We start from the raw sequence: 21,152 nt of genomic DNA on the forward strand, positions 1-21,152 counted from the left end.
ATGGCCCTTCCTCATTTCGCCGTCGGCGCGGCGGGGTTTCCGCCCCATTCCGCCTTCGCGGGGACTTCCTCGCCCTTCATGAGGAAGGAATCGGGCGCCAGTACGGCCCCGTCGCCCACCGTCACGCCGTAGTGCACGTGTGCGCCGACCCCGAGGGTGCAGTCGGATCCGAGCCTGGTGTGGTCCGACTTGAAGGTGCCGTCCTCCTGCGAGTGGCACTGGATCTTGCTGCCCACGTTCAGCGTGCAGTCGTCCCCGATGACGGTGAGCGTCCGTTCCGTGATGTAGCAGCCGTCGTCGAAGACCCTGCGGCCGATGCGCACGCCCATCAGGCGCCAGACCAGACGCTTGAAGGGGGTCCCGTTGAACAGCTCGAGCCACTCGTCCGGCACCTTCCACAGCCGCTCGTGCCACCAGAAGTACGGGTCGTAGATGGAGCACAGGCGGGGGCGCAGGGAGCGGAAGACGGCGATGGCCCGTTCCACCAGGATGAAGTAGCCGGCCGTGATGGCGACGGTCAGGGCCAGATAGCCACCGATCACCACGTGACCCAGCGTGCCGTACAGGTCGACGCAGGCCAGACCGACTCCCGTGAGCACGGCGGCGAGCACCCAGCGCAGCAGCAGGAAGAGTGCGATGGAGCGGAGGTTGTAACGGTTCTTGGCGGCGAGGTTGCGGCGCAGGGCGTCGCCCGTCCTGAGGTGGTCGAAGCGGGTGTCGCGCTCCACCGAGCGGGGGATCTCGAAGGACGGTGAGCCGAGCAGCCCGACCCCTTCGCGCAGTTCGCCGTCGAGGGGGACCATCACCTTCGTCGCGAGCAGGCAGTTGTCGCCCGTTCTGGCTCCCGCCGGATAGGCGATGTTGTTGCCGAGGAAGTTGTGCGCGCCGATCGTCGCCCGGCTCACCCTGAAGGAGGTGCTGGAGTAGTCGGCGTTGATGACGGAGAGCCCGTCGGCCACCATCGTCCCGCTGCCGACGGACACCAGGTACGGCGTCTCGTGCTGCACCTCGGTGCCGAAGTTCGAGCCGGTCTGCTCCACCTGGGACAGGTCGTATCCGAGGCGGCGCAGATAGGGGACGATGTAGGAGCTGTCGCCGAAGAGCCAGGGGAAGAACTTGAGGTTCGTCAGGCCGGCCACTGCCCGGTGCATCGCGTACTGGAAGCCGTAGAGCGGGTAGACCCGGTCGGGCTTGACGGCCAGGCTCAGCAGCCGGGGCACCGCGAACATCAGGGCCAGGCCCACGACGACCCCGCCGAAGAACAGCACGGCGGACACGACCAGGGTGTCGGTGAGGAACTCCGGCACCGTGGACAGGGTCGTCCCCGCGTCCAGCCGGCCGCGCAGCGCCGGTACCTCCGCGAACAGCATGTAGACGCCGCCGACGCCGAACGGCAGGTACAGCAGGAACAGCTGGAGCAGGGAGGACACCCCGAAGACGGCCCGCCGCAGCGTGCCGCACCGGGTCGGCTCGACCCTGATGTGGTCGACCGACGTGGGCTGTGCCGGGGAGCCGTGCCGGCGTTCGCCGGCCGGCACGTGCTGGCCCCGGTACAGTGCGGAGGCGTGGCCGAGCTGTGAGCCGTCGCCCATCGAGGTGTCGATGTCGAGCACCGACTTCTCGCCGACGAAGGCGTCCCGGCCGATGTCGATCCGGCCGGTCTGGATGCGCCCGGCGTGCGCCCGGTAGCACAGGAAGAACGCGTCCTTGCGGATCACCGTGCCCGCGCCGATGGTGAGCAGGTCGGTGCAGACCGGCACGGAGTGGGAGAGGATCGTGACGTCCTTGCCGATCCGCGCGCCCAGGGCCCGCAGGTACAACACGTACACGGGGTTTCCGATGAAGAGGATCATCGGATTCGCGTGCAGGAGCACCTTGACGATCCAGAAGCGGAGATAGGCCGCACCCCACACCGGGAACTCGCCCGGCTTCCAGCGGCCGACGAGAATCCACTTCGCCGCGATCGGGAAGACGCACAGGAGGAGAAAACCGCCGGTCCCGAACAACAGGGACCGGAGATAGATGTCGGCGAGGCCCGATGCCGAGCCGACCCACTCGTAGGCCCGTGCGGTGGCCATTCCGGCGACGAACGAATATCCGAGGAAAATGAGCAACTGAGCCGTGCCGCACAGCACGTAGCGAGCCGTGCTCGGTGTCGTCGCGGCCGGTGCCGGCGCCTCGTCCGCGGGTGCCGCCGGGGCCGCCGGAGCGGGTGCGCCGGCGAGGGGTGGAGCGAGCTCCGCGAGGGCTTCCGCCAGGCTGCGGACCGTGGGGTTGCGGTAGATGTCCTTCATGGACACCGGCGGCAGATCTGATCTCTTCCGGACCCGCGCGCAGAACTGCGCCATGACCAGGGAGTTGGCGCCCAGGTCGTCGAAGAAATGACTTTCGGGCGGAACGTGTTCGGCCTGTACGACGTCCGCCAGGATTCCGGCGAGCTCCCTCTCGGTGTCCGCCGTCGCCGGGAGGGAGCGTGCCTGCCCGGCGATCACGGGCTCGTCCGGCCCGGGCATCAAGATGTCGGCAGACTTCTCCACCATGCCAGCTCCCTGAAGGAAAGGTCGAAAACCATCGGCCAACGGTGCCCGGTCTCCGGGACCGTGCGTTTTCGCCTGATCACGAAACCACTGATCAGTCTTGTTCGGTCATCGCTCGGATGCCACTTGGATCCACTCGCGCCGAGGCAACCGGAGTGTTCGACGCGCCTCTATTCCTCGGTTCTTTGCGCCGACGGCCTGAGTAATCTCACTCGTATGGGGGTTCACCCTCCGGGAGGGCCCCGGCATGCCGCGGGGGGCGTATCGGCGCCGTGGCCGGCTGGTCGTGGAACGCGCGTTCGGCGGGCCGGCCGTGTCCCGGAACGGGCCGAGTGGCCTCGGTGCGGACCGGCGCGCAGACTGACCGGTGAGGCGGGGCCGCCCGGGGCCGGGCGGTGACGCGAGGCCGTCCTGTTCGCTGAGGGGGCCGATATGGCCGTGGAAATCCCGCCCCTGCTGAGTCCCTCACGGCTCAGGCGCCGTGGCGGGCTCTGGGGCGAATGCATGGCGGAGTTCCTCGGGACGCTGGTCCTCATCGCCTTCGGATGCGGCTCGGTGGCCATGGCGGTTGCGGCGCTGCCCGGCTCGGGGCGCACCGAGGGGCCCACGACGTTCTTCATCAGCGCCGGTGACTGGCTGCTGGTCGGCTGGGGCTGGGCCTTCGCGGTGGCCTTCGGCGTGTACGTCGCCGGAGGCGTCAGCGGGGCGCACCTCAACCCGGCGGTGACCCTGGCCTTCGCGGTGCGCCGCAAGTTCCCCTGGGCGAAGGTGGTTCCGTACTGGATCTCACAGGTGGCGGGCGCCTTCGTCGGTGCCGCGGTGGTCTACGCGGTTTATCACGACGCGATCAACACCTTCGACCAGGCGATGAAGGGACCGAAGACGCACGGGCACACCGTCGCCTCGTTCTCGATCTTCGCCACCTTCCCGGCGCCCTACTTCCATGGCGGTTACTGGGGGCCGCTCGTGGACCAGATCGTCGGCACCGCGTTCCTGGTCATGCTGATCGTGGCGGTCATCGACCTGCGCAACACCGCCGTGAAGGCCAACCTCGGGCCGCTGGTCATCGGCTTCGTGGTGGCCGCCATCGGCTTCTCCTACGGAGCGAACGCCGGGTACGCCATCAACCCGGCCCGTGACTTCGGCCCGCGCCTGTTCACGTTCTTCGCCGGGTGGGGAGACCTGGCTCTGCCCGGCAGCCTGGCCGGGTCGTTCAGCCACTACTGGTGGATCCCGATCGTCGGACCGCTCATCGGCGGGGTCGTCGGTGTTCTGGTGTACGACCTGTTCATCGGCGACGTACTGCACATCCGTGCCCAGGACAACGAGCTCCCGGAGTCCGGACTCACCCGCCCGGCCGAGGAGAGCGGCACGTAGCCGCCCCCGACGCCGGGCGGGTGGGCGCGGGCCGCCCGGGACGGCCCTGTTGCAGACGCTCCGTCAGGAGTATGCCCGCGGCCCGCACGAGTCCGCGCCGGCGCGACGGCCGGATGCCGGATCTGCCGCGCGGTCGTCGCGGCTGGTGGTGCTGGGTCATGGTCCGCCCTGGGCCCGGTACGAGGGCCGGCCGCCGTGAGCTTCCCGGCAGCCGGCGGGATCGGCGTGGGCTCAGCCGTGGTAGCTGATGTAGCCGTCGCCGTCGCGGTCGTCGCGGGCCTTGGTGTAGGAGTGGACGTCGGCGCGGGCACCGGAGGGCTTGAGCAGGTAAATGGTGTCCTTGTCGTTGTTCCAGATGAAGTTGCAGTTCTGGCGGTAGACGACGTTCTTGGCGTCGGAGTCCGTGCCCTTGCCGCCGCGCAGCTTCACGTAGTCGCCGGGCTCGAGTTTGTGGTTGGCGCGGAACGTGAACCGGTTGCCGGAGGCGTCCTTGACCACGTAGCCCTTGAGGTTGACGGTCGCGGTGCGCGAGTAGTTCTTGATCGTCACGTACTCGTTCTTGGTGTTGCCGGTACGGCAGTTGTTGGAGTCCCGTCCGGGCGCGTCGTACTGGACGCCCTTGACCTTCAGCGCGGACGAGTATTCGGCGGCCTGCGCCGGTGCGGCGGCGACGACGGCGACCGTTCCGGCCGTGGCGGCCACGGCCAGCGCGGAGCGTATACGCATGAGGTTCCCCCCTCAGTGGTGCCAATGGAGCCTCAGGAGCATACACAAGAAGTAAGGGTGGGGTGACGGAGAGGTGTGGAGAGTGTGAAGGTCGTCGTGTCCTCTCGACACGCGAGCCTTGCTCCGTGTCATGGGTGACGTGCTCGGCGGCATCCTCACCCGGTACTCCACGCTGGTCGTCACGGCCCGGTTGGGGCAGGAGCCCGCCGGGCGGCTGACGCGGCAGCACGCCTGCCTTCCGGCTCGGAAGGCCTGGGCGCTTCACCCCGTGCGGGACAACCGGCCGTGGTCCCGCGCCGGTTGGTCATCCGGTCGTGAGCACCATGCGGAACCGAGCGGTGCCGGCGAGCATCTTCCGGTACGCCTCGCCGGCCTGGTCCAGCGGCACCGCCTCGGTCATCGGACGGATCCCGTGCAGGGCGCTGAACGCCATGGTGTCCTGCACGTCCTGCGCGGTGCCCGACGGGTGGCCGCGGATGATCCGGGCGCTCGTGATCAGCTGGAGCGGGCTGATCCCCAGCGGCGTGGGAGCCGCCCCGATCACCACCAGCTCACCGCGGTGCGACAGCCCGTCGACGGTCGCCGCGATCGCCTCGGAGCTGCCGGCCGTGGCCAGCACGACCTTGGCGCCGCCCAGCGATCGCAGCGCGTCGGCGACGGGAGTGTCCGTCGTGTTGTCGACGTAGTGGTGCGCGCCGAGGCGCTTGGCGAAGTCGGCCTTGTCGGCCCCGCGTGCGATCGCCACCGTCTCGAAGCCCATGGCCGCCGCGTACTGCACGCCCAGGTGACCCAGGCCTCCGATGCCGAGCACGGCCACCAGATCACCCGGCTGCGCGGAGCTGCGCCGCAGTCCGTTGAACGTGGTCACGCCCGCGCACGCCATCGGCCCGGCGTCGGTCGCCGCCAGGGCGTCGGGGATCCGGGCCAGGGCGTCGACCGGTGCGATCACCCGCTCGGCGAAGCCGCCGTCGTAGGACCAGCCGGGGACCTTCAGATCCGGGCACACGATGAAGTCGCCCTGGCGGCACGGGGTGCAGTGGTGACAGCTGCCGCCGAACCAGCCCACCGTCACCCGGTCGCCCACCTGCCAGCCCTGGTCCCGCGTCCCCTCGCCGAGCTGCTCGATCCGCCCGGCGATCTCGTGCCCGGCAACCACCGGGAAAGTGACCCCGGGCATCACGGCGTCCACGAAGAAGCTGTCGCTGTGACAGACTCCGCACGCCTCCACGGTGATCGCGACCTGGCCACGGCCCGGCTCCGCCGCCTCACGCTCGACGATCTCGAACGGACCGCCGGCGGTGGTCACCTGCGCGACTGTGTAGGTACTCATCGGTCTCTCCCGGAAGCGGGTACGACGGCCCCCGCAACCAGGACATCAGCTCCCTGCCGATCGCGCGCGCCGTACGGGACGGGCGGCGGGCCCGCGAAGGACCGGCCGCCGTCAGCCGCCCGGCATGGGGCGCACGGTCAGGATCTGCTGGGCGTGGCCGACCGGGCCGTGCAGGTCGTGCAGGACCGTGCTGGTCAGTCCCACGCCGGTCGGGCCGAAGGCCACGGTGGTGTCCAGACCGGTCCAGGGGCCCTCCGGGCGGCGGTGCAGGTGCACGGTCAGGTCGACGTTGGGGAACATCCACGCGGTGGGCGACTGACGCACGGCGATGCCGTTCGCCGTGTCGACGAGGGAGAGGTAGGAGGCGAGCGGGCTGATGGGTTCGCCGGCGACCAGGGTGAGCGGGGTGGAGACCCAGGCGGTGGTGCGGCCGGGGCTCGGCGGGGCGAGCGGACGCACGTCCAGGGACGCGATGTAGCCGCCCGGCCAGAACTCGCTCATCGCCCACGGTTCGAGCCGGTCGGGCGGGGTGAGCCCGTCGCCGGCACCCCCGGCGACGGCCGCGGTGTCCTGCGCCGACAGCAGCCAGACGCGGGCCCGGACCACCGGGCGGCCGGCGATGCGCACGACGGCTTCCAGGAGTTCGATGGTGCGGCCGGGGCGGAGGGTCTCCACCTCGATCTCGCACTCGTCCAGGGCCGGGCGGCCCAGGATGTCGTAGCTGATCCGGGCCGGTATGAGCGCGCTGCCCCCACGCGCGGCCAGATGGTCCTCGACGGCGTGGACGACCAGTCCGCCCAGCGGGCTGAAGTGCTGCTCGCGCACGTCCCAGGCACCACCGGCGTGTGCGGTGGGCTTGAAACGGTGCTCGTCGATGCGCTCGTAGTAGCTGTCGGGAACCGGGGCGCCGGTGTTCAACGGGTGCTTCTCCTCGGGCTGTTCACAGGGAAGCCGAATAGGCACGGGTCTCTCGCGCCGTATCGGCCGGGCAGCCCCATCATGACCCAGCCCATACTTGGCACCTACACCCACCTGCCGTCAGGAGGCCCCGTGCTCTTGCGTGACGTCACCCCCGACGACGTGGACGCGTACGTCCGGATGCGCTGCGACCCGGTCATGATGGCCGAGCTCGGCGGGCCCCTGCCGGCCGGCGGCATGGCGGACAAGGTGCGCCGGGACGCCCGGCAGGCGGCGGCCGGCGTCGCCTGGATCAAGATGATCGTCCCTGACCCGGGCACCCCCGAGGAGGTGGCCGGGACGGTGACCATCTGGACCCACGACGGCGACGACGGCCCGATGTCCGAGATCGGCTGGATGGTGCTGCCGCGGTTCCAGGGCCGCGGCCTCGGCGGGCGTGCGGCACGCGCGCTGCTGGAGCGGGCGCGGGACGAGGAGCGCTGGGGAGTGGTGCACGCCTTTCCGGCCACCACCAACGCGGCCTCGAACGGGATCTGCCGCTCGCTCGGCTTCCGGTTCGTCGCCGAGCGCGAGGTGGCGTTCGCCGGCCGGGTGCTGCGCACCAACCACTGGGCGATCACCCCGCGCACGGACCTGACGCCGGGATGAGGCGGCACGGGTGGGTCAGCCGAGGCTCACCCACCCGTGCTCCTCGGCGGAGCGGGCCATCGCGTCCAGGGCCACCGCGGCGGCCACGGCGTCGTCGAGGGTGGCGCCGTGGACCCCGCCCTCCGTGACCGAGCGCAGGAAGTGGTACGCCTCGATGACCTTGAGGTCGTCGTAGCCCATGGCGTTGGCCGCACCCGGCTGGAAGGCCCCGTACTCGCCGTGGCCGGGGCCCACGTAGACCGTGCTGACGGGCTGGTCCTGGTACGCGGTGCCGCGGCTGACGCCGAGTTCGCCCATGCGCCGGAAGTCCCACCAGAGCGCGCCCCTGGTGCCGTGGATCTCGAAGCCGTAGTTGTTCTGCTCGCCCACCGAGACCCGGCACGCTTCCAGGACGCCGCGGGCGCCGGAGGCGAAACGCAGCAGGCAGCTGACGTAGTCGTCGTTCTCGACCGGACCGAGTTCGCCGCCCGCCGCCCGGGTGTGACCGGCGGTGGCGCCGGCCGGCCGGGCCCGTTCGGGCACGAACACCGCGGTGTCGGCGGCCAGCGACTCGATCTCGCCGAGCAGATGGCGGGCCAGGTCGACCCCGTGCGAGGCCAGGTCGCCCAGTACCCCGCTGCCGCCGCGTTCACGCTCGTAGCGCCAGGTCAGGGCGCCCTCCGGGTGGGCCGCGTAGTCGCTGAACAGCCGGATGCGGACATGGGTGACCCTGCCGATCTCACCGGCCGCGATCATCTCGCGGGCGGCGGCGACGGAGGGGGCGTTGCGGTAGTTGAAGCCGACCGTTCCCCGCACACCGGCTCCGGCGGCTGCGTCGGCGACCGCGCGGGCGTCGTCGGCGCTCAGGCCCACCGGCTTCTCGATCCAGATGTGCTTGCCCGCCTCGGCCATGGCGAGACCGATCTCGCGGTGCAGGAAGTTCGGGGCGGTGATGCTGACCGCCTCCACCCGGGGGTCGGCGGCGATCTCCCGCCAGTCACGGGTGGCGGAGTCGAAACCGTACCGCCCGGCCGCCTCCTCGGCCCGGCCGGGCACCTCGTCGGCGACGGCGACCAGGTGCGGACGCACCGCGAGCCCGGGGAAGTGGTGGGGCACGCGGGCGTACGCCTGGGTGTGCACCCGTCCCATCCAGCCGAATCCGACGACGGCGACGCCGAGCGCAGACACCATGAAAGCCCCTCGTTTGGACCGATCCAAAACCTGGTGGCTCACGATGAGGCCGCCTCCCGTCAGGTGTCAAGCCATCGTTTGAAGCCCCCTGCGAGCGCTTCCGGACTGCCTTCCGGCGTCTTTACCCGGACGGCCTTCCGGCCTCTTTACAAGGGGCCGGTCCTCATGGAACGGTCCACAGCGTGCGACCGCCCACCATCCGAGACGTCGCCGCGCGCGCCGGTGTGTCCAAGTCCCTGGTCTCGCTGGTGCTGCGCGGCTCCGCCGGCGTGCGCCCCGAGAAGCGGCAGGCGGTGCTCGCCGCCGTCGAGGAACTCGGCTACCGGCCCAACGCCGCCGCCCGCAGCCTCAGCGAGCGCCGCACCCGCACCGTCGGCGTGCTGCTGAACGACATGCGCAACCCCTGGTTCGTGGAACTCCTCGACGGGCTGAACTCCCGCCTGTACGACTCCGGTCTGCACATGCTGCTCGCCGACGGCCACCTCAACCGGCGCCTGGGGGAGGACCTCACCCGCACCTTCACCGAGTTGCGCGTCGACGGCCTGGTCGCCGTCGGCACCCTGCGGGATCCGGGGGCGCTGCGCGTCGCGGCCGGCCGGGTGCCCACCGTCGTCGCCGGTGCCCGCGAACCCGAACTGCCGGGGGTGGACGTCGTCGCGGGCGACGACGAGCAGGGCGCCCGGCTGGCCACCGAGCACCTCATCGCCCTCGGCCACCGGCACATCGCCCACATCGCCGGCCGGGGCGCGGTCGGCGACCTGCGCCGCCGCGGCTTCGAGGCCACCATGCGCGCACACGGGCTGGCCGGCACGGCGGTCGTCGAGCAGGGCGACCTCACCGAGGAGGGCGGCTACCGGGCCACCGTAAGGCTGCTCAGCCGTACCTCGCGGCCCACCGCCGTGTTCGCGGTCAACGACATGGCCTGCGTCGGCGCGCTGTCCGCCGCCGAGGAGAGCGGCCTCCGGGTCCCCCGGGACCTCTCCCTGGCCGGATACGACAACACCTACCTGTCGCGCCTGCGCCACGTGTGGCTGACCACCGTGGACAACGCCAGCCACGATGTGGGCCGGCGCGCCGCCCAGCGGCTGCTCGACCGCATCGACGACCCGGACCTGCCCCGCACGGTCGACCTGACCAGCCCGGTCCTGGAGGTGCGCGGCACGACCGCACCGCCCGCCGGAACCGGCTGACGAGTACCGCTCCGAGACGCTCCGTGGGACATGGGCCGGTACCGCCCGGTTGGATCCGTGGGGCCCGGGCGGGCATCGGCCGGGTGGATCTGTGGGAGCTGGGCCGGTATCGGCCGGGTGGATCCGTGGGACCTGGACCGGCGCACCGGCCGGGTGGATCCGGCAGCCCGGCCGGCGCGGCGGCCGAGCGGGTTCCACGGACGGGGCGGACCCGGCGAATCGCCCCCGGGCCGCTGGTTACCCGGACACCGGGTTCGGAAGTGAGCCCCCCGGGGTCCTCCGCGCCTCGCGCGTCGCGGAGGACCCGCGCCCCGGTGCCGTCCACCGCGGCCACCGTCCTCACCCCCCGCCTGCGGAGGCCAACGCTCTCGCCGGTCCGGGCCAGGGGTGAGAACATGGCATGTGTCGCTCATGGACCTACGGCGCTCACCATCGGGACGGGTCCTGATCCTCATCCCCCTGGTGCTGATCGCTGTGGTGGGCGTCGTGGACGCCCTCACCCCGCCGGATGTGCACCTCGGCCCGCTGCTGGTCGCGGCTCCCGCCTTCACCGCCGCGTTCTCCGGGCCCTGGCTCACCGCGCTGATCGGCGCGCTCACCGTCGGGACCGAACTCTTCATCGGAGGGGTCCAGGGCACGCTGGGCACCCAGAACCTCCAGGCGGAGGTCGCGTCCCTGATCATCGTCTCCGGACTGATCGTGGTGTTCTGCCTGTTCCGGGACCGGCGCGAGCACCAGCTGGCGCAGAGCCGGGTCGTGGCCCAGGCCGTCCAGGACGTGCTCTTCCCACCCCTGCCCGAGCGCAGCGGCCCCCTGCGGATCGCCTGCCTGTACCTCGCCGCCCAGGACGAGGCCACCATGGGCGGGGACCTCTACGCCGCCGCCCGCACCGGACACAGCACCCGGCTGCTCATCGCCGACGTGCGGGGCAAGGGACTGCCCGCGATCAGCCATGCGGCACTGCTGCTCGGCGCCTTCCGCGCGGCGGCGCACCGACGGCCCTCGCTGCCGCGTCTGGCCGTGCACCTGGACGGCGCGATGCGCTGGGAGTTCCGGCAGTGGCAGACCGCGCAGATGCTCGACACCGACGAGTCCTTCGCCACCGCCCTGCTCGTGGACATCCCCGACAGCGAGCCCGTGCTGCACCTCCTCAACTGCGGCCATCCGTCCCCGCTGCTCATCGGCGCGGAGACTGTTGCCCCCCTGACCGCGCAGGTCGTCGCACCACCGCTGGGCCTGGGGGAACTGTCCGAAGCCTTGGACTACGTGGTCGCCTCGTTCCCCTTCCTGCCCGGCGACACAGTGCTCCTGCACACCGACGGCGTCCTGGAGGCGCGCAACGCGCGGGGCGACTTCTACCCCCTCGCCGACCGGGCCGGCGCCTGGGTCACGGAACCGCCGGGGCTGGTGCTGCGCCGGCTGCACGACGACCTCGTCGCCTACACCCACGGCCACCTGGGCGACGACGCCGCGGCCGTCGCGATCCGCCGCGGCCCTTAGGGCCTCTCGTTGGGATCATGCCGGGCTCGCGGGCCCCGGCACCGTGCGGTGCGTCGCCGGCCATCGGTCACGGCGGCAGGCCGGACGGCTCGTGGGTTTCCGGGCGCCTCGCGATTGCGCCGTGTGCGATCGGGTACGCGTGCAGGGCCCGTGCCCGGCCGGTCACCTCCCGGGCGGGCCGCTCGACTGCCGCGACCAGGGAAACCGCCATGCAGACACCAGCGAACGACAACACCCCGACGCCCGCCCAGCAAGCGCTGGACGTGCTTGCCGAGAACGCCGAGGACACGGTGGCACTGGACACGCTCGCGAGCAGCGACGTGCTGGTCCCCGTGCCGGACGACGCGAGCGAGGAGGACGCCACCAACCCCACGGCGGTGGCCCTGCCCGTCCTCGAACAACCGGGCGGGGAGCCGGTGGTGCCCGTGTTCACCTCCGAACTGGAGATGTCCGACCTGCTGCCGTTCGTCTCCCGCTACCGGCTCGTACCGCTCGGCGCGCTCGCCTCCCAGTGGCCGGCCGACGACCTGTCGCTGACCATAGACGCCAGCTCGCCGCACGGTCTGACGCTCACCTCGGAGGGGGTGCGCAACCTGCTGGCCCGGCCGCAGGGCTGAGCGGCGCCGCGGGGAACAACCGGGCCGCCCGCCGGCCGGCGGCGGCACCACGGCTGGCGGCCGGCTCAGGCGTCCTGGAGGAGGCCGATGAGGTTGCCGTCGGCGTCCTTCGCCGAGGCGATCAGCCGGCCGCCGCCGACGTCCTGCACGTCCTGAAGTACCTCGGCGCCCGCGACCACCAGCGCCGCCAGCCGGGCCCTGATGTCGTCGACGTGCCAGTACGGCACCGGTCCGGTCATGCCCTTGGCGTGTCCGTTCGGGTCGAGCCCGACGTCCTGCCCGGCGGCCTTGAAACCGACGTAGTAGGGAGCGTCGGCGTACGGCTCGACCTCCAGCAGCGCGCTGAACAGGGCCTTCGCCCGCTCGAGGTCCTTGACGGGGTAGATGATCGTCTGCAGGCCGGCAGTCATGGCCATGGCGTACTCCTCGGTATGCGGCGGTATTCGGCTCTGCGTTCCGCAGAGGGAAGGGCCGACGTGTGCGTCGGTGGTTCCACGCTAGGCCGGGGAGGCGCGTGTGGCTTCTCCGATCCTGACCGGTTGCCGGGAAGCGTCACCCGCCTCGCCGTACACACCCCCGTCGGCGCGTGCGGTGCGGATCCGGTGGGGTTAGCCTGTAGCCCGGCCGCGACGGGTTCGCGGCGCGGCGGTGGGGCCCGCCGTACCTAACCGTGGCAGTGCTGCCGCCAACGGTCCCTACTCGCATCACAGGAGCGCTCCGGCATGTCCGGGCGCGGGCGAGCAGGAGACGTACGAGCATGACAGTCCCGGAAACCGACAGCCTTCGGGCGCGGATCAGTCCCGCACGGCGGCGTGCCTGGCGGACGCAGGCGCCGGTGGTCGCGGTGGTGGCACTCGGCGGAGCGCTCGGGGCCACCGCCCGGTACGCCGTCTCGCAGTGGCTGCCGACGCCGGCCGGGGGCTTTCCCTGGGCGATCTTCTGGGTCAACGCCTTCGGCTGCGCGGTGATCGGCGTCTTCATGGTGGTCATCACCGACGTGTGGGGCGCCCACCGCCTGGTCCGCCCGTTCTTCGGCACCGGCGTGCTCGGTGGCTTCACCACCTTCTCCACCTACGCCGTCGACATCCAGCGGCTGGTGGACTCCGGCCACGCCCGCATGGGGCTGGCATACCTCGCCGCGACCCCGTGCGCGGCCCTCGCGGCGGTGTGGCTGGCCATGACGGCGGCCCGCCGCGTCCTGAAGTGGAGGCAGCGATGACCAGGCTCACCGGCAGCGCGCTGCGCGTGACCGTCTTCATCGGAGAGAACGACACCTGGCACCACCGGCCCCTGTACTCCGAGATCGTCCACCGGGCCCACGCGGCGGGCCTCGCCGGCGCCAGCGTCTTCCGCGGTATCGAGGGGTTCGGCGCGACCTCCCTGATCCACACCTCGCGGCTGCTGTCGATGAGCGAGGACCTGCCGGTGGCGGTGGTGATCGTGGACACCGAGGAGCGGGTGCGGGCGTTCCTGCCGCAACTGGACGAACTGGTCGCCGAGGGACTGGTGATACTCGACGACTGCGAGGTCATCCGGTACGTCGGCCGCGCGGCCGGTTCCGGCGACGCGGGCGCGAAGGTCAGGAAGTCGTCGTGAACTGGCTGCTGGTGGTCCTCGGGGCCGCGGTCGGGGCGCCCCTGCGCTACCTCACCGACCGCGCGGTGCAGTCCCGGCACGACTCGGTGTTCCCCTGGGGCACCTTCGTGGTGAACGTCACCGGTTGCCTGATCCTCGGTCTGCTGACCGGCGCGGCGGCCGCCGGCGTCGCCGGGCCGCACCTGCAACTGCTCCTGGGCACCGGTCTGTGCGGGGCCCTGACCACGTACTCGACCTTCTCCTACGAGACGCTGCGGCTCACCGAGACCGGTGCGGGTTCCTACGCCCTCGCCAACGTCGTCGCCAGCGTCGCGGCGGGCCTCGGCGCGGCTTTCGCCGGGGTGTGGATCGCCGGAAGCCTCTGACGGTCGCCGCGGGTTCCGAGGCCGGTCACCTGACCGTCACCTCAGCACCGTAAGAGTGTCTACACCACTGTCGACCAACATCCCCAGAACTGGATCCCATGAGCGCCATCTCCGTCGGTCAGGCCGTCGTCCTCGGAGTCGTCGAGGGGGTGACCGAGTTCCTCCCCGTGTCCTCCACCGGCCATCTGAAGATCACCGAAGGGCTCATGGGCATCCCCGTCGACGACAAGTCGGTCGTCGCGTTCTCCGCCGTCATCCAGGTCGGTGCCATCGCCGCCGTGCTGGTGTACTTCTTCAAGGACATCGTGCGGATCATGTCCGCCTGGTTCCGCGGGCTGGCCAACCGGGGGGAGCGCTACCACCACGACTACAAGTTCGCCTGGTGGGTCATCTTCGCGACCATGCCGATCGTCGTGGTGGGCCTGGCCGCCAAGCCCTTCATCGAAGGGCCGCTCGGCTCCCTGTGGGTGGTCGCCGGCTCGCTGATCGCGGGCAGTGCCGTGATGTGGTGCGCGGACCAGATGGGCCGGCACAAGCGCGGTGAGGACGACACCTCCTTCAAGGACGCGATGCTGGTCGGCAGCTCGCAGATCCTCGCCCTGCTCTTCCCCGGCTTCTCCCGTTCCGGCGCCACCATGTCCACCGCGCTCATCCTGGACCTGGACCGCGTCGCCGCCACCCGCCTGTCCTTCTTCCTCGGCCTCCCGGCCCTGACCGGCGCCGGCATCTACGAGCTCAAGGACGCCCTCGGCGCGAGCGTGGGCGCCGTCCCGCTGGCCGTCGGCACCGTCGTGTCCTTCGTGGTCGCCTACGCCTCCATCGCCTGGCTGCTGAAGTTCGTCGCCAAGCACTCCTTCAACGCGTTCGTCGTCTACCGGATCCTGATCGGCCTGCTGCTGTTCGGCCTGCTCGGCACGGGTGTCCTCAGCGGCTGAGCACCGGATGGCGGCCGAGGCCCGCCGCCCGGCCCACCGACGCGGCGCAGGGGGACCGGCGGGAGGCACAATGGCGATCATGACGTCGTCCCCGACCTACCTGCCGGTCCTGGAGCGCATCGCCGAGGAGATCGAGCACACGCCCGGCCGCGGGCGCCCCGCCGACTACATCCCTGCGCTCGCCGCCCGTGACGCCCGCGCCTTCGGTATGGCCGTCGCCGAGCTGGACGGCACGGTGTACGGGGTGGGGGACTGGCGGGAGCCGTTCTCCGCGCAGTCCATCAGCAAGGTGTTCACCCTCGCCCTCGACCTGGCGCGTGAGGGCGACGAACTGTGGGAGCACGTGGGCCGCGAGCCCTCCGGCAACCCCTTCAACTCCCTGGTGCAACTGGAGTACGAGAACGGCATCCCGCGCAACCCGTTCATCAACGCCGGCGCCCTGGTGGTCACCGACCGGCTCCAGACCCGTACCGGCGACGCGGCGGGCGAGCTGCTGAGCTTCCTGCGCGCCGAGAGCGGCAACCCCGAGCTGGACTTCGACGAGGAGGTCGCCGCGTCCGAGACCGCGCACGGCGACCGCAACGCGGCCCTCGCCCACTTCATGGCGTCCTACGGCAACGTGGACAACCCGGTGCCGGTCCTGCTGGACCAGTACTTCCGCCAGTGCTCGATCGCGGCCTCCTGCGCCGACCTTGCGCTGGCCACCACGTTCCTCGCCCGGCACGGCATAAGGGCGGACGGCACCCGGCTGCTCGCCAGCAGCCAGGCCAAGCAGGTCAACGCGGTCATGCTGACCTGCGGGACGTACGACGCGGCCGGCGACTTCGCCTACCGCGTGGGCCTGCCCGGCAAGAGCGGTGTGGGCGGCGGCATCATCGCCGTCGTACCGGGCCGGTGCGCGCTGTGCGTGTGGAGCCCCGGACTGGACGAGCGGGGCAACTCGGTGGCCGGCGTGGCGGCCCTGGACCGCTTCACGACCCTCACCGGCCTGTCGGTGTTCTGAGGGGCGTCTCCGGCGACGTCGTGCGGAGCGCGCCCGGGTCGTCGGCCGGTCAGACGCGCGAGGCCCGCTTGTGCCTGAACCGCAGGCCGAGCAGAAGGACCCCCGCGCCCAGGCCGAGGGCGCCCGCGATGGTCCCCGTTTCCGGCCAGTCGGACTCGGCCGGCCGGGGCGCCCCCGCGGATGCCACGACGGCCGCTCCCGGCTTCGTCCCGGGCTTCGCTCCCGTCGACGTGTCGTGCGAGACGGGCCGCAGGGCGTCGAGCGAGCCCACCGGATCGACATGCCCGGCGGCGCCGAACCCCCAGTCCAGGAGTGCGCGCGCCTCCTCGTAGACGGCGTGGCCCGCACCCTGCTGCGGATTCATCACGGTCACCACGAGAGTGCGCCCGTCCCGGTGGGCCGCGGCGACGAGCGTGTTGCCCGCGTTGGTCGTGTAGCCGTTCTTGATGCCGATCAGACCCGGATACGGCGCGACGCCGCCGGCGCCGGTCAGCAGGCGGTTGGTGTTCGCGATCTGGAACGTGCCGCCGTTGCCCGGGAAGGAGGCGTGCGCGGTGGAGCAGTACCGCGCGAAGTCGGGGTTGCGCAGCCCGGCCCGCCCGAACACGGCCAGGTCGTACGCCGAGGAGTTCTGCCCGGGGGCGTCGTAGCCGTCGGGGGAGACGACCGTGGTGTCCAGGGCTCCCAGGGAGCGGGCCTTGGCCTCCATCTGCCGGGCCGTCTGCTCCCAGCCGCCGTTGAGCGCGGCGAGCACGTGCACGGCGTCGTTGCCGGAGTTGAGGAACACCCCGCGCCACAGATCGGCCACCTGGTACGTGTGGCCCTCGACGACCCCCACCATGCTGCTGCCCTCGCCGATGCCCGTCAGCTCCCTGGCGCTGACGGTGTGCCGGATGCCTCCGGGGAAGGACGGCAGCACGGTCAGGGCGAGCAGTGTCTTCAGCGTGCTCGCGGGCGGAAGCCTGCGGTGCGCGTCGTGCGCGGCCATCACCTCGCCGGATTCGGCGTCGGCCACCACCCAGGACAGCGCGGAGACGTCCGGAACCGCGGGCGCCCCGCTGCGGAGCCGGACCTGTGTGCCCTCGTCGTCCAGCACGGCCGGCTGCGGCACCGCCGCCCTCGGCTGCACTATCGCGCCCGGACTTCTGCCGGACGGGCCGACGGCCGCGACCGGAGAGGTCAGCGCCAGGACGGTCACGGCGCAGAGTGCGCAGCTCGATACCGTGGTGCGCGTAGAAAATCTGATCTTCATATCGCAAACCTAGGGACAAATCGGTGCAGGCGTGACGCTGCCCAGAGCCGAACGGGGTTCGCGAGCACCCGGATGTCCTAGCGCGTGCCCTGACGGACGCACAGCGGGTGCGGTGGTGAGGGAGCGCGGAGCGCTCGGCCGGTCGGCCGGCGGGCCTAGCCGGCGGGCAGGGTCGGCTGGACGCGGCGCAGGAACGTGGCGTTGTCGGGTGTGTCGCGCAGCCGCTCCAGCAGTGTTTCCAGACCGGCCTTGCCCTCGCGGCTGCGCAGGGCGCGGCGCAGCCCGCGAACCGCTGTCAACTCGGCCTGGCTGTAAAGGAGTTCCTCACGGCGGGTGCCCGAGGGGTCGATGTCGACGGCCGGGAAGACGCGGCGGTCGGCGAGTTCGCGGTTGAGCCGCAGTTCCATGTTGCCGGTGCTCTTCAGCTCCTCGAAGAAGAAGTCGTCGGCGCGGGATCCGGTCTCCACCAGCGCGGTGGCCAGGATGGTGAGTGAGCCGCCCTCCTCGGCCGACCGCGCGGCACCGAAGAGCCGCTTGGGCCCCTGGAGCGCGCCCGCGTCGACACCGCCGCTGAGGGTGCGTCCGCCCGCCGCGGCCGCGTTGTTGTGGGCCCGGCACAGCCGGGTGAGCGAGTCGAGGAGGATGACCACGTCCTCGCCGGCCTCGACGAGCCGTTTGGCCCGCTCGACGACGAGTTCGGCGAGCGCGATGTGCTGCCTGGGGGACCGGTCGAAGGTGGAGGCGTACACCTCGCCGCGCACGCGGCGCCGCATGTCGGTGACCTCCTCGGGGCGTTCGTCGAGCAGCACCACCATCAGCCGGCACTCGGGATGGTTGCCTGCGACGGCGGTGGCGATCTGCTGGATCAGCACGGTCTTCCCGGTCTTCGGCGGCGCCACGACGAGCCCGCGCTGTCCCCTGCCGACGGGCGCGATCAGGTCGGCGACGCGGCCGGTGAGCCCGGCGGCGGGGTGTTCGAGGTGCAGCCGCTCGCGCGGGTGCAGCGGAGTGAGGTCGTGGAAGCGGCGCCGGGCCCGGGCCTCGTCCGGCGAGCCGCCGCCCACGCTCGTGATCTCGGTGACGGCGTGCTGCTGCCCGAGTACGCCAGCGACGGCGTCGCCCTTGCGCAGGCCGTGGCGGCGGATCAGCGCGGGGGAGAGCCGGGGGTCGGCGGGGGTGGGCAGGAAGTCCTCGCCGCGCAGGTGCCCCTTGCCGGTCGCGTCGATGTCCAGGACACCGGTGACGGAGCGGGGGGCCGCGGACGGCTGCCGCGGTGCGGCGGGGCGTTCGAGGGTGATGGTCATGGGCGAAGGTCCTTTCGCGGACGGACGGCACGGGGTGTGCGAGGGGAAGGAGAAGCCGCGACAGGGAGGCGTGGAGCACTGCCTCCGGCGGAAGACACCACCTCGGTCGCGGCGCGCTGCCCGGCAGGGCGGAGAGCGTCGCTCACGGAGAGGGTGGGAGAACAGATCGCGCCGACCGCGACAGGTGCGGCGGCACGGTGAACTGATGAAGAACCGCACCGGCGCCCACAACGGGGCGTACACAGGTGCTGACCGAAGGGTACCACCCGGCTCGCCCGCGGTGGTGGTTCCGCCGGCGGAAGAGCGCGCCGCCGCGCTCCGGCGGCAGTGATCTGCGCCACTCCCGGCCGCCTGCCCGTGACGTTCGCCGACCGCGGCGCGCTGAAAGGACCGGCCACCCCAGTGACGGGTGTGCCTCCCGACTTTCTTCTCTGGGCCGTTTCGGGCCTGTGGGGGTGGATTCGCCGTGAGCCGTCGTACGTCGCATGCGTACCGACCGCTGAGCATGAAGAGACGGGCGTGGCTGACGCTCGGTGCCGTCGTCCTCGGGGGCGGGGGCATCGTGACGTATGCCGTCGCCAGCCCTTCGGGCGACCACGGCGCCGCGGGCCGGGCCAAGCGTCCGCCGAAGGTCTACGACCTCGCGCTGAAGGGCGACACGGACGCCAGGCGTGAACTGCCTCGCACCGACACCCAGGAGTTCTCGCTGCTCGGGGTCACCTGGACGGGTGCCACCAAGCGGCTGCACGGTACGGCGCAGGTGCGTACCCGGAGCACGGCGAGCGGCGAGTGGAGCGACTGGCGCGACCTCGAACTGGAGGCCGACCCGCTGGAGAAGCCCGGCCGCGGAGTGCGTGGCGCGTCCGAGCCGCTGTGGGTCGGGCCCTCCGACGGTGTTCAGGTGCAGATCGTCCGCAGGAACGGCACCACCGCCCCGATGCCCAAGGGGCTCAAGGTCAACCTGGTCGATCCGGGCGTGGTGACCGACGCCGAGACCAAGGCTCCCACCGGGAGCGAGCCGGCCGCCTTCGTCGCCGGGGCCACTACCGACCCGACGAGCGCCGACACCACGCCGCCGCCCGCCACCCCGACGGCTCCGCCGTCCACCGTCCCCGAGCCGCCGATCGTCTCGCGCGCCGGCTGGGGCGCCGACGAGTCGCTCAGCCCCGACCCGTCGGAGTACAACGCCGACGTGAAGGCCGTGTTCGTCCACCACACGGACGGCGCCGCCTACACGTGCGACCAGTCGGCGTCGATCGTGCGCGGCATCTATGCGTTCCACACGCACGCAGAGCCGAGCGGCAACGGCTGGAACGACATCGGCTACAACTTCCTGGTCGACAAGTGCGGCACCGTCTTCGAGGGCCGCAAGGGCGGTGTCGGCCTGCCGGTCCTCGGCGCCCACACCTACGGCTGGAACCGGGAGTCCACCGGCATCGCGGTGCTCGGCGACTACACCTCCACCAGCGCCTCCAGCGCCGCGCTGGCCTCCGTCGCCCGCGTGGCGGCCTGGAAGCTCGGCCAGTACGGCGCCGACCCCGCCGGTACCGTCCAGCTCACCACGGCCGCCACCCAGAGGAACCTCTCCGGCACCAGCTTCACCGCGGGCGGCACGTACACCTTCAACCGGATCTCCGGCCACCGCGACGGCTACGCCACCGAGTGCCCCGGCAATTCCCTGTACGCCCAGCTGCCCACCATCCGCTCCTGGGCGGCCGGTCCGGTGCAGGGCCTGAAGGTCGCCTCGGTCACCGGCGCGACCCTGTCGGGCTCGACGTACTACGCCAAGGGCGCCCTCACCGTGAAGTGGACGGCGACCACGCCGGGCTCGCTCATCAAGAACTTCCAGCTGCTGGTGGACGGCAGGACGGTCGCCACCACGTCCGGCACCGCCACCTCCGCCTCGGCCACGGTGGCGGCGGGCAAGCACACCGTGGCCGTACGGGCCGTGCACCAGTCCGGGAAGACCACGACCACCGCCGCGCTGAACGTCGCGGCGGAGACGACTGCGCCGACCTTCACCACCACGCCGAAGCTCGCCCTGCGCGGCGGCACCGTCAACACCGCCGCCGTCCCGGTGACTCTCAGCTGGAAGGCCACGGACGACACGGCCCTGCGCTCCGTGCAGCTGCTGTCCCCGACCACGGCCACCTTCGGCCCGACCACCACCAGCTCCGCCCGCACCGCCAAGTCCGGCACCGCCTCCACCTGGTCGATGCGCGCCGACGACTACGCCGGCAACTCCCGTACGTCGTCCGCGTCGTACACGCCCGTGATCCTCCAGGAGAGCTCCGCCGCCAAGTCCGGCAGCTGGACCACCCGCTCGTCGAGCAGCTACCTCGGCGGCAAGTCGTACTCCAGCGGCTCCAAGGGCGCCAGTCTCACCTGGACCTTCACCGGCCGCTCCGCCGCCTGGGTGGTCTCCCGCGCCTCGACCTCCGGCCAGGCCTACGTCTACGTCGACGGCACCAAGGTCGCCACGGTGGACCTGAAGTCCTCCGCGACGCAGTATCGGCAGGCCATCTGGACCAAGACCTGGTCCAGCAGTGCCAAGCACACCGTCAAGATCGTCGTGGTCGGCACCTCCGGCCGCCCCACCATCACCACGGACGGCCTCGTCTACATCAAGTAGCCGTCCCGCCCCCACCCACCCGGTGCGGGCAACACCCGAGCCCGGCAGCCGC

General features: G+C 71.7%; 19 protein-coding genes and 1 pseudogene. 11 read left to right on the plus strand and 9 right to left on the minus strand.

The genetic code is table 11. The annotated features are described in order from the left end of the window. Positions 1 to 11: 11 nt before the first annotated feature. Positions 12 to 2,540, minus strand: a complete 2,529-nt coding sequence (locus TNCT6_RS30510) for a Pls/PosA family non-ribosomal peptide synthetase (protein WP_141364121.1) — start codon at positions 2,538 to 2,540, stop codon at positions 12 to 14. 429 nt (positions 2,541 to 2,969) lie between these two features. On the opposite strand from TNCT6_RS30510, the gene TNCT6_RS30515 reads away from it, so the two are divergent. Next, the gene (locus TNCT6_RS30515; protein WP_141364123.1) at positions 2,970 to 3,914 is read left to right on the plus strand and encodes an MIP/aquaporin family protein; all 945 of its coding nucleotides are present in this window, start codon (positions 2,970 to 2,972) and stop codon (positions 3,912 to 3,914) included. Positions 3,915 to 4,145: 231 nt separating this feature from the next. Here the strand turns inward: TNCT6_RS30515 and TNCT6_RS30520 are convergent, their stop codons facing one another. The 3 genes from TNCT6_RS30520 to TNCT6_RS30530 all read right to left on the minus strand — a co-directional run bounded on the left by TNCT6_RS30520 (position 4,146) and on the right by TNCT6_RS30530 (position 6,888). After that, entirely contained in the window at positions 4,146 to 4,640 is a 495-nt protein-coding gene (locus TNCT6_RS30520) for a lamin tail domain-containing protein (RefSeq protein WP_141364125.1), read from the minus strand. Between the two features lie 304 nt (positions 4,641 to 4,944). Beyond that, positions 4,945 to 5,970, minus strand: coding sequence for an alcohol dehydrogenase (locus TNCT6_RS30525; protein WP_141364127.1), 1,026 nt, complete (start codon positions 5,968 to 5,970; stop codon positions 4,945 to 4,947). 111 nt (positions 5,971 to 6,081) lie between these two features. Beyond that, positions 6,082 to 6,888 (minus strand): thioesterase family protein, encoded by an 807-nt coding sequence (locus TNCT6_RS30530; RefSeq protein WP_141364129.1) that lies wholly within the window; start codon positions 6,886 to 6,888, stop codon positions 6,082 to 6,084. Between the two features lie 132 nt (positions 6,889 to 7,020). Here TNCT6_RS30530 and TNCT6_RS30535 point away from each other — a divergent pair, with 132 nt between their 5' ends. After that, positions 7,021 to 7,536: a GNAT family N-acetyltransferase gene (locus tag TNCT6_RS30535; protein WP_141364131.1), complete on the plus strand. Its 516-nt coding sequence runs from the start codon at positions 7,021 to 7,023 to the stop codon at positions 7,534 to 7,536. Between the two features lie 15 nt (positions 7,537 to 7,551). On the opposite strand, the gene TNCT6_RS30540 is transcribed toward TNCT6_RS30535, so the two are convergent. Then, positions 7,552 to 8,706, minus strand: a complete 1,155-nt coding sequence (locus tag TNCT6_RS30540) for a Gfo/Idh/MocA family protein (protein WP_141364133.1) — start codon at positions 8,704 to 8,706, stop codon at positions 7,552 to 7,554. Between the two features lie 182 nt (positions 8,707 to 8,888). Here TNCT6_RS30540 and TNCT6_RS30545 point away from each other — a divergent pair, with 182 nt between their 5' ends. The 3 genes from TNCT6_RS30545 (at position 8,889) to TNCT6_RS30555 (ending at position 12,013) form a co-directional block, all read left to right on the plus strand. Next, positions 8,889 to 9,896 (plus strand): LacI family DNA-binding transcriptional regulator, encoded by a 1,008-nt coding sequence (locus TNCT6_RS30545; protein WP_141364135.1) that lies wholly within the window; start codon positions 8,889 to 8,891, stop codon positions 9,894 to 9,896. Between the two features lie 462 nt (positions 9,897 to 10,358). After that, positions 10,359 to 11,396 (plus strand): PP2C family protein-serine/threonine phosphatase, encoded by a 1,038-nt coding sequence (locus TNCT6_RS30550; protein WP_308789480.1) that lies wholly within the window; start codon positions 10,359 to 10,361, stop codon positions 11,394 to 11,396. A gap of 209 nt (positions 11,397 to 11,605) precedes the next feature. Further along, positions 11,606 to 12,013, plus strand: coding sequence for an SseB family protein (locus tag TNCT6_RS30555; protein ID WP_141364137.1), 408 nt, complete (start codon positions 11,606 to 11,608; stop codon positions 12,011 to 12,013). 65 nt (positions 12,014 to 12,078) lie between these two features. Here the strand turns inward: TNCT6_RS30555 and TNCT6_RS30560 are convergent, their stop codons facing one another. Then, the gene (locus tag TNCT6_RS30560; RefSeq protein ID WP_141366959.1) at positions 12,079 to 12,423 is read right to left on the minus strand and encodes a VOC family protein; all 345 of its coding nucleotides are present in this window, start codon (positions 12,421 to 12,423) and stop codon (positions 12,079 to 12,081) included. A gap of 347 nt (positions 12,424 to 12,770) precedes the next feature. On the opposite strand from TNCT6_RS30560, the gene crcB (TNCT6_RS30565) reads away from it, so the two are divergent. The 5 genes from crcB (TNCT6_RS30565) (at position 12,771) to TNCT6_RS30585 (ending at position 15,912) form a co-directional block, all read left to right on the plus strand. Further along, positions 12,771 to 13,232: a fluoride efflux transporter CrcB gene (gene crcB / locus TNCT6_RS30565; RefSeq protein ID WP_141364139.1), complete on the plus strand. Its 462-nt coding sequence runs from the start codon at positions 12,771 to 12,773 to the stop codon at positions 13,230 to 13,232. Further along, positions 13,229 to 13,609, plus strand: a complete 381-nt coding sequence (locus tag TNCT6_RS30570; protein ID WP_141364141.1) for a DUF190 domain-containing protein — start codon at positions 13,229 to 13,231, stop codon at positions 13,607 to 13,609. Before crcB (TNCT6_RS30565) ends, TNCT6_RS30570 begins: the two co-directional genes overlap by 4 nt. Then, positions 13,606 to 13,974, plus strand: a complete 369-nt coding sequence (crcB, locus tag TNCT6_RS30575) for a fluoride efflux transporter CrcB (RefSeq protein WP_141364143.1) — start codon at positions 13,606 to 13,608, stop codon at positions 13,972 to 13,974. The genes TNCT6_RS30570 and crcB (TNCT6_RS30575) overlap by 4 nt, the downstream gene beginning before the upstream one ends. A 98-nt stretch (positions 13,975 to 14,072) precedes the next feature. After that, complete coding sequence (locus tag TNCT6_RS30580) at positions 14,073 to 14,909, plus strand: undecaprenyl-diphosphate phosphatase (RefSeq protein WP_141364145.1); 837 nt, start codon at positions 14,073 to 14,075, stop codon at positions 14,907 to 14,909. 70 nt (positions 14,910 to 14,979) lie between these two features. Beyond that, positions 14,980 to 15,912, plus strand: a complete 933-nt coding sequence (locus TNCT6_RS30585; RefSeq protein WP_141364147.1) for a glutaminase — start codon at positions 14,980 to 14,982, stop codon at positions 15,910 to 15,912. A 49-nt stretch (positions 15,913 to 15,961) separates the two neighbouring features. Here TNCT6_RS30585 and TNCT6_RS30590 read toward each other — a convergent pair whose 3' ends face one another. The 3 genes and pseudogenes from TNCT6_RS30590 to TNCT6_RS42155 form a co-directional block, all read right to left on the minus strand. Then, positions 15,962 to 17,164 carry a D-alanyl-D-alanine carboxypeptidase family protein gene (locus tag TNCT6_RS30590; RefSeq protein WP_141364149.1) on the minus strand — a complete coding sequence of 401 codons (1,203 nt, stop codon included), beginning with the start codon at positions 17,162 to 17,164 and terminating at the stop codon, positions 15,962 to 15,964. A gap of 155 nt (positions 17,165 to 17,319) precedes the next feature. Further along, a complete protein-coding gene (gene rho, locus TNCT6_RS30595) occupies positions 17,320 to 18,468 on the minus strand; it encodes a transcription termination factor Rho (RefSeq protein ID WP_141364151.1) in 1,149 nt (382 codons plus the stop codon). Between the two features lie 716 nt (positions 18,469 to 19,184). Continuing rightward, positions 19,185 to 19,367 (minus strand): annotated as a pseudogene (locus TNCT6_RS42155) (hypothetical protein); the annotation flags it as partial. A gap of 38 nt (positions 19,368 to 19,405) precedes the next feature. Here TNCT6_RS42155 and TNCT6_RS30600 point away from each other — a divergent pair. Continuing rightward, positions 19,406 to 21,100, plus strand: a complete 1,695-nt coding sequence (locus TNCT6_RS30600) for a peptidoglycan recognition protein (protein ID WP_373996252.1) — start codon at positions 19,406 to 19,408, stop codon at positions 21,098 to 21,100. The last annotated feature ends 52 nt before the right edge of the window (positions 21,101 to 21,152 follow it).

The organism is Streptomyces sp. 6-11-2, from assembly GCF_006540305.1.
Classification (GTDB): Bacteria; Actinomycetota; Actinomycetes; order Streptomycetales; family Streptomycetaceae; genus Streptomyces.

Coding starts and splice junctions, on each gene's coding strand:
- TNCT6_RS30590 (WP_141364149.1), bottom strand. CDS start 17,164: ATGAAGATCAGATTTTCTACGCGCACCACGGTATCGAGCTGCGCACTC.
- TNCT6_RS30515 (WP_141364123.1), top strand. CDS start 2,970: ATGGCCGTGGAAATCCCGCCCCTGCTGAGTCCCTCACGGCTCAGGCGC.
- TNCT6_RS30560 (WP_141366959.1), bottom strand. CDS start 12,423: ATGACTGCCGGCCTGCAGACGATCATCTACCCCGTCAAGGACCTCGAG.
- TNCT6_RS30585 (WP_141364147.1), top strand. CDS start 14,980: ATGGCGATCATGACGTCGTCCCCGACCTACCTGCCGGTCCTGGAGCGC.
- TNCT6_RS30570 (WP_141364141.1), top strand. CDS start 13,229: ATGACCAGGCTCACCGGCAGCGCGCTGCGCGTGACCGTCTTCATCGGA.
- crcB (WP_141364139.1), top strand. CDS start 12,771: ATGACAGTCCCGGAAACCGACAGCCTTCGGGCGCGGATCAGTCCCGCA.
- rho (WP_141364151.1), bottom strand. CDS start 18,468: ATGACCATCACCCTCGAACGCCCCGCCGCACCGCGGCAGCCGTCCGCG.
- TNCT6_RS30525 (WP_141364127.1), bottom strand. CDS start 5,970: ATGAGTACCTACACAGTCGCGCAGGTGACCACCGCCGGCGGTCCGTTC.
- TNCT6_RS30600 (WP_373996252.1), top strand. CDS start 19,406: ATGCCCAAGGGGCTCAAGGTCAACCTGGTCGATCCGGGCGTGGTGACC.
- TNCT6_RS30540 (WP_141364133.1), bottom strand. CDS start 8,706: ATGGTGTCTGCGCTCGGCGTCGCCGTCGTCGGATTCGGCTGGATGGGA.
- TNCT6_RS30520 (WP_141364125.1), bottom strand. CDS start 4,640: ATGCGTATACGCTCCGCGCTGGCCGTGGCCGCCACGGCCGGAACGGTC.
- TNCT6_RS30555 (WP_141364137.1), top strand. CDS start 11,606: ATGCAGACACCAGCGAACGACAACACCCCGACGCCCGCCCAGCAAGCG.
- TNCT6_RS30510 (WP_141364121.1), bottom strand. CDS start 2,540: ATGGTGGAGAAGTCTGCCGACATCTTGATGCCCGGGCCGGACGAGCCC.
- TNCT6_RS30580 (WP_141364145.1), top strand. CDS start 14,073: ATGAGCGCCATCTCCGTCGGTCAGGCCGTCGTCCTCGGAGTCGTCGAG.